This window comes from Streptomyces sp. NPDC107471 (genome assembly GCF_055582845.1).
The window spans coordinates 611,583-623,938 of record NZ_JBVJPC010000004.1 but is presented as its reverse complement, the minus strand read 5'-3'; the positions used below and the strand labels follow the sequence as shown (position 1 = coordinate 623,938).

General features: G+C 73.1%; 9 protein-coding genes. 2 read left to right on the top strand and 7 right to left on the bottom strand.

The window, feature by feature from the left end; all coding sequences use genetic code 11:
• The first annotated feature begins 29 nt into the window (after nt 1-29).
• Both ACZ66S_RS16600 and ACZ66S_RS16595 read left to right on the top strand, forming a co-directional pair.
• Entirely contained in the window at nt 30-788 is a 759-nt protein-coding gene (locus tag ACZ66S_RS16600) for a hypothetical protein (RefSeq protein ID WP_469902237.1), read from the top strand.
• Between the two features lie 115 nt (nt 789-903).
• Complete coding sequence (locus ACZ66S_RS16595; protein ID WP_469902236.1) at nt 904-2,469, top strand: CocE/NonD family hydrolase; 1,566 nt, start codon at nt 904-906, stop codon at nt 2,467-2,469.
• Nucleotides 2,470-2,639: 170 nt separating this feature from the next.
• On the opposite strand, the gene ACZ66S_RS16590 is transcribed toward ACZ66S_RS16595, so the two are convergent.
• The 7 genes from ACZ66S_RS16590 to ACZ66S_RS16560 form a co-directional block, all read right to left on the bottom strand.
• Nucleotides 2,640-3,386 (bottom strand): amino acid ABC transporter ATP-binding protein, encoded by a 747-nt coding sequence (locus tag ACZ66S_RS16590; protein WP_469902235.1) that lies wholly within the window; start codon nt 3,384-3,386, stop codon nt 2,640-2,642.
• A gap of 128 nt (nt 3,387-3,514) precedes the next feature.
• Complete coding sequence (locus ACZ66S_RS16585; RefSeq protein ID WP_469902234.1) at nt 3,515-3,922, bottom strand: DUF6278 family protein; 408 nt, start codon at nt 3,920-3,922, stop codon at nt 3,515-3,517.
• Between the two features lie 165 nt (nt 3,923-4,087).
• Nucleotides 4,088-4,867, bottom strand: coding sequence for an exodeoxyribonuclease III (locus tag ACZ66S_RS16580; RefSeq protein WP_469902233.1), 780 nt, complete (start codon nt 4,865-4,867; stop codon nt 4,088-4,090).
• 30 nt (nt 4,868-4,897) lie between these two features.
• Complete coding sequence (locus tag ACZ66S_RS16575; protein WP_469902232.1) at nt 4,898-5,533, bottom strand: MBL fold metallo-hydrolase; 636 nt, start codon at nt 5,531-5,533, stop codon at nt 4,898-4,900.
• Nucleotides 5,534-5,607: 74 nt separating this feature from the next.
• Complete coding sequence (gene pcaDC, locus ACZ66S_RS16570) at nt 5,608-6,906, bottom strand: bifunctional 3-oxoadipate enol-lactonase/4-carboxymuconolactone decarboxylase PcaDC (RefSeq protein WP_469902231.1); 1,299 nt, start codon at nt 6,904-6,906, stop codon at nt 5,608-5,610.
• Between the two features lie 133 nt (nt 6,907-7,039).
• Nucleotides 7,040-9,481 carry an SWIM zinc finger family protein gene (locus tag ACZ66S_RS16565; RefSeq protein WP_469902230.1) on the bottom strand — a complete coding sequence of 814 codons (2,442 nt, stop codon included), beginning with the start codon at nt 9,479-9,481 and terminating at the stop codon, nt 7,040-7,042.
• Nucleotides 9,478-12,339, bottom strand: coding sequence for a DEAD/DEAH box helicase (locus tag ACZ66S_RS16560; protein WP_469902229.1), 2,862 nt, complete (start codon nt 12,337-12,339; stop codon nt 9,478-9,480). Before ACZ66S_RS16560 ends, ACZ66S_RS16565 begins: the two co-directional genes overlap by 4 nt.
• Between the last annotated feature and the right edge of the window lie 17 nt (nt 12,340-12,356).

Sequence of the window (12,356 nt, the reverse complement as noted above, 5' to 3'; positions counted from 1 at the left end):
ACCGTGCAGGGCCGCTAGCATGCGCGCACATGACTGACGACGTGCGCAACATCGTCCTGGGCGTGGTGGCGGCCGGCATCAGCGCCGCGCTCGGCTGGATCGCCCGGACGTACCTGTGGAAGCGGAAACTCCGCCGCAAGCAGGGCTTCTTCGGGCTGCCCGACAACTCCGAGTCCCTGCTGGTCGTGAACCGCGGCGCGAGCGGCCCGGACCTCGCGGTGATGCGTTACGACGTGTTCGCCCTGCTCGAACTCGCCGCCCTCATCAAGGACTGCAACGCGCACGCCCAGGTCCTCCCGCACGACGCGGCACGGCAGGGCTTCGGCGAGCGCACCGAGTTCTGCGTGGGAGGCCCGGCCTCCAACCGCCGTATGGCGGCGCACCTCTCCTCCCTGCTGCCCGGCGTCCGGGTCAACGTGGACGCCGAGCCGAGCCCGGACCGCGGCGCCTTCCAGGTGGGCACCGAGCGCTACCGCGTGGAGGTCGGCACGGCCGAGTACGCCCTGCTCGCCCGGCTCACGGTCGAGCAGAGCAACGGCGCCCGGCCCGTCTTCCTCTTCTGCGGGCAGACCGCGATCAGCAACCAGGCCGCGACCCGCTATCTGGCCCGCAACCACGAGCGGTTGACCCGCAAGTACGGGGACAGCACCTTCGTACTGCTGCTGAAGGTCATCAACTCCGGTGCGTACGGCCCGGATGTCGTGGAGCTGGTCGCGGACGTGACGCGGGAGGCCAAGACGCCCTTGCCGACGACCGCGGCTCCACGGAACTCCCACCGCGCCTCCTGATTTGATTCACACCACAACAATCGTTACTCCCACGTAACTTACCGACGGGTTACCTCCGGTAAGACGCCGAGGTTACCGTCTGGTCACTTTGCATTGACACGAGTAGGAGTGACCCGTGGGACACCCTCGCAAGGCCCTGCGTACGACCACCGTGGGCGCCGTCTCCGCGACCCTGATCGCCGGTAGCGCCCTCGGACTCGCCCCCACCGCACAGGCGGCCGACGCCGTCCGCTTCGTCGACATCGCCGGTGACGGCGGCACCGCCCTCAAGGCGAACGTCATCACGCCCGCCGGCGCCGACGGCGCACAGCGCTACCCGCTGCTCGTCCTGCCCACGAGCTGGGGCCTGCCCCAGGTCGAGTACCTCGCCCAGGCCCAGAAGCTCGCGAACTCCGGTTACGTCGTGGTCAGTTACAACGTCCGCGGGTTCTGGCAGTCGGGCGGGGAGATAGAAGTGGCGGGCCCTCCCGACACGGCCGACGCCTCGAAGGTCATCGACTGGGCGCTCGCCAACACCCCCGCCGACTCCGCGCACATCGGCATGGCGGGCGTCTCCTACGGCGCCGGCATCAGCCTGCTCACCGCCGCCAAGGACAAGCGCGTCAAGGCGGTCGCGGCCCTCAGCGGCTGGGCCGACCTGATCGACTCGATCTACTCCGGCCGCACCCAGCACGTCCAGGCCTCGGCCCTGCTGGACGGCGCGAGCCTGGTCACCGGCCGCCAGAGCGCCGAACTCCGGCAGATCTTCGACAACTTCTACGCGTCGAACCTGTCGAAGGAACAGGACATGATCGACTGGGGGAAGAAACGTTCGGTCGCCACATACGTGGATCAACTCAACCAGAACGGCGCGGCGGTCATGATGGCCAACGCCTGGGGCGACTCGATCTTCCCGCCCAACCAGTACGCGGACTTCTACGAGAAGCTGACCGGCCCGAAGAGACTCGAGTTCCGCCCCGGCGACCACGCCACGGCCGAACTGACCGGGCTGTTCGGCCTCCCCAACGACGTCTGGTCCGACACCGGGCGCTGGTTCGACCACTACCTCAAGGGCGCGGACAACGGCATCGACCGTGAGCAGCCGGTCCGGCTCAAGTCCCGTTCCACGGGCGGCTACGAGGGTTACCCGGACTGGGAGTCGGTCGGCGCGACGCGCAAGAGGATCGCCCTCTCCGGCACCACCACGATCCGCACCAACGTCGACTCGGGCGCGGACGGCGGGATCGTCTTCCTGTCCAGCATCCTCGACCAACTGGCCCAGGTCCCCCCGGTCGCCTCGATCCCCCTGCTCCCCCGCCGCTGGGCCGCGGTGTGGCAGTCGGAGAAGTACGCGAGTGCCCAACAGGTGCGCGGCACCGCAAAGTTGCACACCACCCTCACCCCCACCAAGGAGAGCGGCACCCTCGTCGCCTACCTGTACGACGTGGGGCCGCTCGGCCTCGGCAAGCTGGTCTCCCACGCGCCGTACACCTTCCACGGGCGGACGCCCGGGCAGCCGTTCGATGTCGACCTGGAGCTGTTCTCCACGGCCTACGACGTGCCGGCAGGGCACCGGCTGGCCCTGGTGGTGGACACGGTCGACCCGCTCTACATCGAGCACAACCCGTCCGGCGCTCGGCTGACCTTCTCCTCACCGGCGAACGACCCGTCGTACGTGTCGATTCCGCTGCGCGAGCAGTGATCTCCGGCCGACGCCGGGCGGGTATGGCTCTGTGACTGCTGCCCCCTACGGCTGACGGGCCGTGGGGGGACCCCCACCCGGCAGCAGGGTCCCTGGAGGCTCGGTCGCCGTCACCGTGGGGGTGAGCGGACCATCGTAGTCGAGGCTCGAGGACATGGCCGTCGCTCCTCTCAGTGCTTGAGGATCTTGGAGAGGAAGTCCCTGGCGCGCTCGCTGTCCGGGTTGGTGAAGAAGTCGTCCGGGGCGCGGTCCTCGACGATGCGGCCGTCGGCCATGAACACCACGCGGTTGGCGGCCGAGCGGGCGAAGCCCATCTCGTGGGTGACGACGACCATGGTCATGCCCTCCTGGGCCAGTTGCCGCATGACCTCCAGGACTTCGTTGATCATCTCCGGGTCGAGGGCGGAGGTCGGCTCGTCGAAGAGCAGGGCCTTGGGCTCCATGGCGAGGGCGCGGGCGATGGCCACGCGCTGCTGCTGGCCGCCGGAGAGCTGGGCCGGGTACTTGTCGGCCTGGTCGGCGAGGCCCACCCGGTCGAGGAGTTGGCGCGAGCGCCGGTCGGCCTCGTCCTTCTTTCGTCCGCGGACCTTGACCTGGGCCAGCGAGACGTTCTGCAGGACCGTCTTGTGGGCGAACAGGTTGAAGGACTGGAAGACCATGCCGACCTCGGCACGGAGCTTCGCGAGGGCCTTGCCCTCCTCGGGCAGCGGCTGCCCGTCGAGCGTGATGGAACCGGACTTGATGGTCTCCAGGCGGTTGATCGTCCTGCAGAGCGTGGACTTGCCCGACCCCGAAGGGCCGATGACCACGACCACCTCCCCCTTGCCGACGGTGAGGTTGATGTCCTGCAGGACATGCAGCTCCCCGTAGTACTTGTTGACGTCACGCAGTTCGATCAACGGATCGACGACGGCCATGCCCAGCCCTACTCACTCTCAGAACTGTGTCGTGGTTGCCGCAACTTATCGAGGCAAGATTACGCATAAGGAACGACACGCACTTTCCGGTCATTAGCCGTATTTACGCCGCGCTTACGGCCATGGATTCACTCCTCGGCGACCTCCGCGTAGAGCTGGGACAGCTCGGGCACCCCGCTGGCGGCCCACTCGTGCCCCGAGGCCACAACGTCGAACTCGCGGCCGGACTCCAGTCTGATCACGGGCTGGCCGTCCGCACGCAGGTCCCAGGCCGCGCCGGGGACGGTCCGGACGATGACCGTGCCCAGGTACAGCCCCGCGTCGTTGCCCAGCCAGAGCAGGATCTCCTCGTCGTCCCGCCAGGCCGGCACCACCTGGTCGAGCGCCTCCAACGAGGCTGCCGTGTCGTCCAGTCGGACACCCGAACGAGCGGCGTGGGAGCGCAGGAGCTCGCACTCGGAGAGGAGTTCAGCGATTCCCTCCGGGTCGCGGGTCCCCGGTTTCTCGCTCCAGCCGCCCAGAAAAGGGATCTTCATACGCCCAGCGTGTCACTCACCCGGCCGCGGGCACCACAGGCGCGCGGCTGTCGTTTCCGCCCGGCTCCGCGCAGGCCGCGTCGGCGTGCCACCGAAGTCCGCTTGGCCGCGCGATGCGGTTTTCGTCCCTCATCGGCGAGAGGTGAGAACGGGCCGGCCGGGGTGCTAGACGTCCAGGTCGACCACGACCGGGGCGTGATCGGACGCGCCCTTGCCCTTGCGCTCCTCGCGGTCGACGTAGGCGTCGGTGACGGCCTTCGCGAAGGTTTCGTTGCCGTACACCAGGTCGATGCGCATGCCGCGGTTCTTGGGGAAGCAGAGCTGGCGGTAGTCCCAGTACGTGAACGGGTGGTCGTACTTGAGGGGCCGCGGGACCACGTCCGACAGGCCCGCTGCGCGCAGGGAGGCGAGGGCGGCGCGCTCGGCCGGGGTGACATGGGTGAGGCCCTCGAAGGCGGCCACGTCGTAGACGTCGTCGTCGGTCGGCGCCACGTTGTAGTCGCCCAGGACCGCGAAGGGGCGGCTGCCGGCCGCGTCACCGGCGACGGCGGCCGTCAGGGCCTCGAACCACTGGAGCTTGTAGGCGTAGTGCGGGTGGTCGACCTCACGGCCGTTGGGGACGTAGACCGACCAGACGCGGACCGGGCCGCAGGTCGCGGCGATCGCGCGGGGCTCCGGGGCGCCGTCGTAGCCCGGGTCGCCGGGCAGGCCCTTGACGACGTCCTCGATGCCCACCCGGGAGATCACCGCCACGCCGTTCCACCGCCCGGTCGCGTGGACCGCTGCCTCGTAGCCCGCCTCGCGGAGCTGGTCGAACGGGAACTGCTCCTCGGCCAGCTTGGCCTCCTGGAGGCACAGCACATCGGTGCCGGTGCTCTCCAGCCAGGCCAGCAGCCTCGGGAGACGGGCGGTGATCGAGTTGACGTTCCAGGTGGCGATGCGCATGCCTCACAACCTACCGGGCGCCACTGACACTCAGAGAGCCGTGCTCTCCCCCGGCTTCAGCCGCAGGTGCTCCGCGCCGCCGAGGGCACCGATCTGGTGGTCGTAGATCGGGCGGGCGAGGTCGGTGAGGAGGGCGTCGTGGATGTCGTAGGCGCGCTGCGGCCTGACCTCGCGGACGTAGTCGATGACCTCGGAGATCTTGCTCCAGGGGGCCATGACGGGGAGCATCAGCGTCTCGACCGCGTGGTCGGGGACGGTGAGGGCGTCGCCGGGGTGGAAGACCCTGCCGCCGTCGATCAGGTAGCCGACGTTGGTGATGCGCGGGATGTCCGGGTGGATCACCGCGTGCAGTTCGCCGTGCACCTGGACGTCGAAACCGGCGGCGGTGAAGGTGTCGCCGTGACCGACGGTGTGCACGCGGCCCGGGAAGGCCGCCCCGATCTTCTCGGCGACCGCCTTCAGCGTCCAGACCTCGGCGGCCGGGTTGGCGTCCAGGGAAGTCCGCAGCCGTTCCTCGCTGTAGTGGTCGGCGTGTTCGTGGGTGACGAGGATCGCGTCGGCGCCGAGGACGGCGTCCTCCTCGCTGAAGGCCCCGGGGTCGAGGACGAGCGTCTGTCCGTCCTTCTCGAGCCGGACACAGGCGTGCGACTTCTTCGTGAGCTTCATGGGGTCCATCCTGCCCCCCCGTCCCGCGCGAACGGGCAGCACAGGCTGGTGCTCTCGCCACCCGCCTCGGACGATCACTCGGTGGGCGTGGTCTCCTCGCGGATGACCTGCTGGGCCACCTTGAAGGCGCTGTTGGCCGCCGGGACCCCGCAGTACACGGCGGCCTGGAGCAGCACTTCCTTGATCTCGACGGGGGTGAGGCCGTTGCGCAGGGCGGCCCGGGTGTGGGAGGCGAGCTCGTCCAGGTGCCCGCCCGCGACCAGCGCGGTGAGGGTGGCGACACTGCGGGAACGGCGGTCGAGGCCCGGCCGGTCCCAGATCTCGCCCCAGGCGTAGCGGGTGAGGAGCTCCTGGAAGTCGCCCGAGAAGTCGTCGGCCTGCGCCAGCGTCCGGTCGACGTGTGCGTCGCCGAGCACCTCGCGGCGCACCTTGATCCCGGCGTCGTACGGATCGACACGGCCCGCCGGCTGCGGGTCCGGGGCGGCCGGGGCGATCTCGGCGATCGGCACGGGGTGCGGCGGCGCGGACGTCAGGACCGGCGCGACCGGGGCCGCGGGGATCGCCGTCTGGCCGGTGGTGGAGTCGAAGGCGGGCTGCCAGGCGGTGGAGAAGTGTCTGACCAGGAGGTCGGTGACGGCGGCGGGCTGCTCGACCGGCACCAGGTGGGAGGCGCCGGGCACGACGGCGAGCCGGGCGTCCGGGATGCCCGCGACCAGGGTGCGGGCCTCGGCGGGACCGGTGACCTGGTCGTCGGAGCCGACCAGGACCAGGGTCGGCACCCCGACGCTCGCGAGGTCGGCCCGCACGTCGAACGCGGCGAGCGCCTCGCAGGCCGCGATGTAGCAGCCGGGGTCGGTGGTGCGCACCATCTGCACGGCCCACTCGGTGATCGCGGGCTGGGCGGCGGCGAACCCCGAGGTGAACCAGCGCTCCGGCGAGGTACGGGCGATGGGGTCGAGCCCGTTCGTCCGTACGATCACCCCGCGCTGCCGGAACTCGTCGGCCGTGCCGAAGCGGGGCGACGCAGCGATCAGGGCGAGCGAGGCGAGCCGCTCCGGGTGCCGCAGAGCCAGCTCCATGCCGATCGCGCCGCCGAGCGCGCAGCCCGCGTAGCCGAAGCGCTGCACCCCGAACCGGTCCAGGGTGGCGAGCAGCCGGTCGGTGAGGTCGCCGACGGAACCGGCCGGGTAGGCGGGCGCGCCGCCGTGCCCGGGCAGGTCGAAGCGGAAGACGCGCCACTGCTTGACCAGCTCGGGGACCTGGCGGTCCCACATGTGCCACGTGGTCCCGAGGGACGGCCCCAGGATGAGGACGGGGGCGTCCTCCGGGCCGTCGAAGCGGTACTGGAGGGCGGGGGTCTGCGTCTCACTCACGCCCCCACGCTAACCGCCTTTCCTGGCGGCCCGGACCCGAAGGTCCCGCTCCTCACCTCGGGCTCCCGAACATCACCGGCGAACTCTCACACGGCCTTCACGGTGAGCCCGGGTGGGGTCGGCCCGGGTGGGCTCAGAGGTCGGTCGGGGTGCCGAGGCCCGTGAGGGCGCCGACCGGGTCCAGGTCGGGGGTGCCGCGGGGCCACCAGTCGTCGTGGCCCGGTTCGGACTCGTAGGCGTACCACAGGCCGTCGCGGCCGAGGCGGAGCTGGATGTGGCCGCGGGGGTGGGTGAGGTGGTTGTGCCACGGGCGGAAGGCGGGGAGGTCGGCGGCGAGGAGGAGCGGGCGGGCACGGTCGAAGCGGCCGGCCGGGGGGTCCCAGGGTTCTTCGAGGACGGCGAGCCCTTCGAGCCCGCCCTGTCTCCAGGCGGCGACCGCGCGGGCCAGGTCGGCCGGGGTGCGGTCGGTGGCCGCGGCGAGGGACGCGTACAGGGCGCGGGTGCCGGCGGTGAGGCCGGAACCGGGGCGGGCGGCGGCGAGGCGGACCGCGTCCTGCCAGAGGGTGAGGTCGCCGACCGGGTCGCGGCCGGTGCCGAGCAGGGCGTGGGCGCGGGCGGCGGCGTCGGTGGCGAGCTGGTCCAAGGCGAAGGGGTCGGGGCCGCCCGGGGACGCGGGGTAGGCCGGGGGCTGCTCGGGGTGCGGGGGGACGGGCAGCGGGGCCGGCAGCGGCGGGAGCCGGCGGGGCGCGAGGGCCTCGGCCGCGCGTACGCCGGGCAGCGGTGCCGGCTCCTGTTCCTGGGCGGCACGGGCCGCGCGGGCGGCGCTCAGTCGGGACAGCGCGTCGAGCAGTTCGCGCTCGCCCCGGCCGCGCAGCAGGAGCAGGACGAAGGGGTCGGCGTCCAGCAGGCGTGCCGTCTGGTAGCAGAGGGCGGCGGCGTGCTTGCAGGGGTGACCGCGGTCGGGGCAACTGCACTGCGGTTCCAGATCGCCGGGGCCCGGCAGCAACGGCACTCCGCAATCCGCCAGCGCCTCGGGCATCTCCCGGTCCAGCAGCGCGGCGATGTGTCCCGTCCGGTCGGCGGCACGGTCCAGGAAGCGGTCCCAGTCGGCGTCCCCGAGCGTCCGCAATCGCACCTGCACGCGGTACGGCCGGGCGCGGCTGCCCTGCACATAGGCGAGCACGAGCCCGGGCGTCACGGTGATCCCGTCCACGTGGCCCTGCTCGGCGTAACCCCGGCCCCGCGCCAGCCGCTTGGCGTCCAGTGCGCCCTCCTCCAGCGCGGCGACCCAGGCGTTGCCCCACCAGGTCTCGGCGAACCGGGCGTCCTCGGAAACGCGGGGAGGGAACGCCGGGAAGGTGCGACGCAGGTCGTTGTCCCGGTTGGGGGCGGCCATGGAGCGGGGGTGGCGGGGGGAGGACGGGGTCGGGGCGGCGGGGGCCGGGTACGCGTCGGAGGCGGTTGCCGCTCGGGATTCGGCGGGCGGGAGGCCTTGGCCGGGGGCGGGGGCGGGCGTGTCCGGGAGGGAACTGCCGTGCCGCGCAGGGCGGTTGCCCTCGCTCTCGCTCTCCTGGTCCTCCCCCGCCTGGTCCACGTGGTCGGGCATCCGGAAGGCGTCGGCCAGCAACTCCCGTACGTCACGGGCCCGGACGCCTGCGGCCGTGCTCGGCGTACGGCTCCGGTCCCGGGACGCGGTCGGGGTGGCCCGGCGGGGCCGGCGTGCGCGGGCGGCTTCCGCTTCCGCGGCCTCGGCGTCCGCCCGCCTCCTGCGTGCCGCGCGCAGCGCTTCACGAGCGGCATCGGCGGGACGCACACCGGGCTGCCCCGCGGGTCCGGCATCGCGGGCGTCCGCGGGGGACGGGGCTTGTGTGGAACCGGAGTTGGGGGTGGTGGTGGGGTGGGTGCCTGCGTCGGAGGGACGCGGGGCGTCGGTCGTACCGGACGGATGCGGGGCTCCGGTGGTACCGGACGGACGCGGGGTGTCGATCATGCCGGACGGACGCGAGACGTCGGTCGTACCGGACGGATGCGGGACGTCGGTCGTACCGGACGGACGCGCGGTGCCGATCATGCCGGACGGACGCGAGGCGTCGGTCGTACCGGTGTCCGAGGTGGGCCGCGTCGCGGTGGTCTCCGGTCCGGGTGTGCCGGACTGAGCGGACCTGGCGGAGCCGGACACGGCCCCGTCGGCACCGCCGGCGTCCGCCTCGGACCGGCCCGCGGCATCGTTCGTCGGCACAGCCCGCCGCGCCGCGACAGCTTCCCGCAGGGCCGCGCGGGCCGCGTCACCCGAACCGCGTGCCCCGGAGGTCCCCACCCCCTCAGCCCCGCGACTCACCCCGGCCGCGGAACCCCCGGCACCGGACGCGACGGAATCGTCGGCCTCCCCCGCCGAACCTCCGCTCCCCTCGCCCGTGAAGTCCTTCTCGCCCGCCGCCAGGGCGGTCCCCTCGCCCTCCCCGGGCAGCGGGCCCCCGCCCCGCTCCTCGTCGGCATCGCTCGCGCCGCCCCTGGCCGCCCGCTCCCGGGCCGCCCGCAGGGCTCGGCGGGCCTCGTCGGCCGGGCCCGGGGTCATGACTGCCTCCGGAGGGAGACCAGGTCGGTCAGTTCGCGGTCGGTGAGTTCGGTGAGGGCGGACTCGCCGGAGCCGAGGATCGCGTCGGCGAGGGCGCGCTTCGCTTCGAGCATCTCGGCGATGCGGTCCTCCACGGTGCCCTCGGTGATGAGGCGGTGGACCTGGACGGGCTGGGTCTGGCCGATGCGGTAGGCGCGGTCGGTGGCCTGTTCCTCGACGGCCGGGTTCCACCAGCGGTCGAAGTGGACGACGTGCCCCGCGCGGGTGAGGTTGAGGCCGGTGCCCGCCGCCTTCAACGACAGCACGAGCACCGGGATCGCACCGCTCTGGAAACGGTCCACCATGCGCTCGCGCTCCGGCACCGGCGTCCCGCCGTGCAGCAGGTCCACCGGGACCGCGCGGGCGGCGAGGTGGGCGGTGATCAGGCGGGCCATCCCCACGTACTGGGTGAAGACGAGAGCCGAGCCGTCCTCCGCCAGCAGGGTGTCCAACAGCTCGTCCAGCAGGGCCAGTTTGCCGGAGCGGGCGACCAGGCGCTCGCCGGCCGTCGGCGGCACCTCCTCCTTCAGGTACAGCGCGGGGTGGTCGCAGATCTGCTTGAGCGCGCCCAGCAGCTTCAGCACCAGGCCCCGGCGCGCGATGCCCTGCGCCGTCTCGATCGCGTGCAGCGACTCGCGCACCACCGCCTCGTACAGCGAGGCCTGTTCGCGGGTGAGCGGGACCGGGTGGTCCGTCTCGGTCTTGGGCGGCAGCTCGGGGACGATGCCCGGGTCGGACTTCTTGCGGCGCAGGAGGAAGGGCCGCACCAGCTTCGCCAGCCTGGTCACCGCCTCCTCGTCCTCGCCGTTCTCCACCGCGCGGGCGTGGCGGGCGCGGAAGGACTTGAGGGGGCCGAGGAGTCCGGGGGTGGTCCAGTCGAGCAGGGCCCACAGCTCCGAGAGGTTGTTCTCGACCGGGGTGCCGGTCAGGGCCACGCGCGCGGGCGACGGGATGGTGCGCAGGGCCTTCGCGGTCGCCGAGTAGGGGTTCTTCACGTGCTGGGCCTCGTCCGCGACGACCATGCCCCAGCGCTGGTCGGCCAGCCTCGCCGCCGCTGCCCGCATGGTGCCGTAGGTGGTGAGGACGAAGCCGCCGTCGAGCTCGTCCAGGCTGCGGTCCGTGCCGTGGAAGCGGCGCACGGGGACACCGGGCGCGAACCGGGTGATCTCCCGCTGCCAGTTGCCCAGGAGGGAGGCGGGGCAGACGACGAGGGTCGGCTCGCGGCGGGCCCGGCGCAGGTGCAGGGCGATGACGGTGATGGTCTTGCCGAGGCCCATGTCGTCGGCGAGGCAGCCGCCGAGGCCGAGGGAGGTCATGAGGTCCAGCCAGGCCAGTCCGCGCAGTTGGTAGTCGCGGAGCGTGGCGTGCAGGCCCGCGGGCGGTTCGGCGGGGCGCACCCCGGCCGTCAGGCGGTCGCGCAGGGCGGCGAGCGCTCCGACCGGCACCGCGTCCACCGTCTCGCCGTCGACCTCCGCGCTGCCGGTGAGGGCCACGGAGAGCGCGTCGACCGGGTCGAGCAGGCCCAGTTCGCGTTTGCGGGCCTTGCGCACGAGGGCGGGGTCGACCAGCACCCACTGGTCCCTGAGGCGTACGACGGGGCGGTGGGCCTCGGCCAGCTCGTCCATCTCGGCCTCGCTGAGCGGGTCGCCGCCGAGCGCCAACTGCCAGCGGAACTGGAGGAGTTCCTCGCTCTCGAAGAAGCCGGTGCCGTCGGTCGCCGAGCCCGGGGCGGGGCGTACGACCGCCGCCGCGGTGAGGTCCTGCGCCAGGTCCCGGGGCCAGTGGACCGCCACTCCGGCCGCCGCGAGCCGGGTCGCGGCCACGCCGAGCAGGTCGCCCAACTCCTCGTCGGACAGGGCCAGTACGTCCGGCACGTCCTGCTCGGAGAGCCGGTCCAGGGGCGCCCAGACCCGTGCGGCGCGCCGCACGGCGAGGGCCGCGTCCACGCGCGCGCGTGGCCCGAAGACGGCGTCGGCGTCCCCCGCCCACAGGGCCGCCGCGTCGGTCACCAGGGTCGGGTCGGCGAGGCTGTGCACCTGGACGATCGCGGCGCCCGCGCTGCGCACACCGTCGGCCTCGGCGTTGAACAGGTTGTACGCCGACAGGTCCAGGCGGAGCGAGATCCGCACGCCCGCGTCCATGCCGGCGGCCACCTCGGCGGCCCAGTCCTGGGCGTGCGGCAGCCGCTGGGGGGCGCGGTCCGCGAAGGGCCTGCCGGAGGCGTGGGGGGCGGCGGGGGTGCGGGGCAGGGTGTCGGCGACCGCGTCCAGGAAGGAGCGCATCAGGGCTTCCGGCTCCGGCAGCCGCAGCGGGCCGGCGCCGGGCAGCGGGACCGCGTGGCCCTCGGGGGGCAGGGCGGCCGCGACCGCGCGGAGGTGGGCGATGTCGTCGGGGTCGAGAGGGCCGGCCCGCCAGGCGTCGTGGCCGGTGGCGGTGAGTCCGGGCAGCAGGCGGCCGCGGGCGGTGAGCCGCAGCGCGTGCAGGGCGGCGGCGCCCCAGCAGGCGGTGGCGGGGTGCGCGGCGGGATCGCGCCGGGCCCGGACGAGCAGCGGAAGGGCCTCGCCGACCGGGAGCGTGAGGGCGGGGGCGGTCCGGCGCCGGACTCCGGCTCCGTGCGGTCGTACGACGGTGAGCTCGGTGCGCTCGGGGGACGTGGTGTCGGGGTCCTCGGCCGGCAGGGGCGCGCCCTCGGGGTCCCAGAACGCGATCCGGCCGTCACGGGGCAGGGGGGCGGGCAGGAAGACGGCGGCGAGCCGGAGCGGGACGTCCGCCGTCCGCCGCTCGGCGCCGCGCTCGGCCAGCATGGCCCTGTCGCTCATACGTCCTGTCACCTCCC

Bases quoted from the DNA above. Each gene is read 5' to 3' on its own strand.
- ACZ66S_RS16600 (WP_469902237.1), top strand. From the start codon at position 30: ATGACTGACGACGTGCGCAACATCGTCCTGGGCGTGGTGGCGGCCGGC.
- ACZ66S_RS16590 (WP_469902235.1), bottom strand. From the start codon at position 3,386: ATGGCCGTCGTCGATCCGTTGATCGAACTGCGTGACGTCAACAAGTAC.
- ACZ66S_RS16585 (WP_469902234.1), bottom strand. From the start codon at position 3,922: ATGAAGATCCCTTTTCTGGGCGGCTGGAGCGAGAAACCGGGGACCCGC.
- ACZ66S_RS16580 (WP_469902233.1), bottom strand. From the start codon at position 4,867: ATGCGCATCGCCACCTGGAACGTCAACTCGATCACCGCCCGTCTCCCG.
- ACZ66S_RS16575 (WP_469902232.1), bottom strand. From the start codon at position 5,533: ATGAAGCTCACGAAGAAGTCGCACGCCTGTGTCCGGCTCGAGAAGGAC.
- ACZ66S_RS16565 (WP_469902230.1), bottom strand. From the start codon at position 9,481: ATGACCCCGGGCCCGGCCGACGAGGCCCGCCGAGCCCTGCGGGCGGCC.
- ACZ66S_RS16560 (WP_469902229.1), bottom strand. From the start codon at position 12,339: ATGAGCGACAGGGCCATGCTGGCCGAGCGCGGCGCCGAGCGGCGGACG.